Origin of the sequence: Nitrosopumilus sp. b1, from assembly GCF_014078545.1 — an archaeon.
In the GTDB taxonomy this organism is placed as follows: domain Archaea; phylum Thermoproteota; class Nitrososphaeria; order Nitrososphaerales; family Nitrosopumilaceae; genus PXYB01.
The window spans coordinates 1-1,046 of record NZ_MU078759.1; the positions used below are offsets into that span (position 1 = coordinate 1).

Here is a 1,046-nt window from a genome sequence, read left to right on the forward strand (position 1 = left end):
CAACCAATATTAGATAGAGCGTGGGATAGTGTAGAATTTATCAACAATGAAGTTCCATATGGATTCCACATTAGAAACATTCACTATCATGGTTCAAACGCGATGGTTCTCTTAGCAATTTTACATATGTACTATCAATACTTTAGTGGAAGATACAAAATTAGAAATGAAATTTTATGGGTTACTGGTGTAATTCTTGGAACAGTTACAATTCTTGAAGCATTTACTGGATATGATATTATTTTCAGTGAAAGAGCAGAACTTGCAATTAGTATTGCTGCGTCATTAACTAATTCTATACCGGTGGCGGGGCCTGTTATACGTGACGCAATGTTTGGTAGTGGGTTTAGCGATTTCGTTTTACGATTTTATGCACAGCATGTGTTTATCTTACCACTTGTTATGCTTGGTCTAATGGCTGTACACTTTCCAAGATTCTTGGTATTTGATGTACCAATGGTTATGGCAATAGCTGGAGCTATTTTGATTACTGGTGGTGTGTTCCCAATTGATCTAGGATTCAAATTTGAGCCAACCGTACCGCCAGGTATCACTGTACCAGAATGGTATCTTACGGGACTTTATGCATTTTTGAGGACGCAATATGACAAGTTTGTAACAGGTGTATTGTGGCCAGGTATCTTTATTGCTTCGTTATTGTTAATTCCCTTCCTTGATAGATACAAGAAATTCTCTTGGAAAGATAGACCAATAATTACATCCTTTGGTATTGTAGGTCTTGCACAGATTATAGTCACTACCTACTGGGGATTCTACATTCCTGCAGATACAACTATTCCATTAGTAGAGAGACTTGTAATTGATCCAATATTCTTGTATCTTACAATGATATTGCTAGTTCCATTAGGCTTTGGATTTAGCTATATGATGATATTATTGGCAAGAGAATCAGAAAGAAAGGCAAAACTAGCAAAAGAAAAAGGCCCAAACAAAGTTGCAACAATTGATCTCTCAGATAAATGGATTAACTGGGTAATAGTTGCATTAATTGCGTTCTTAGTATTTTTGAATATTGCAGCTTACAA

Annotated in this window: 1 protein-coding gene; it reads left to right on the plus strand. The window is 35.9% G+C overall.

Going from position 1 to position 1,046, the window contains the following annotated elements:
* The coding region (locus tag C6988_RS10440; RefSeq protein ID WP_182135335.1) for a cytochrome b N-terminal domain-containing protein at positions 1-1,046 on the plus strand (1,046 nt) is incomplete at both ends.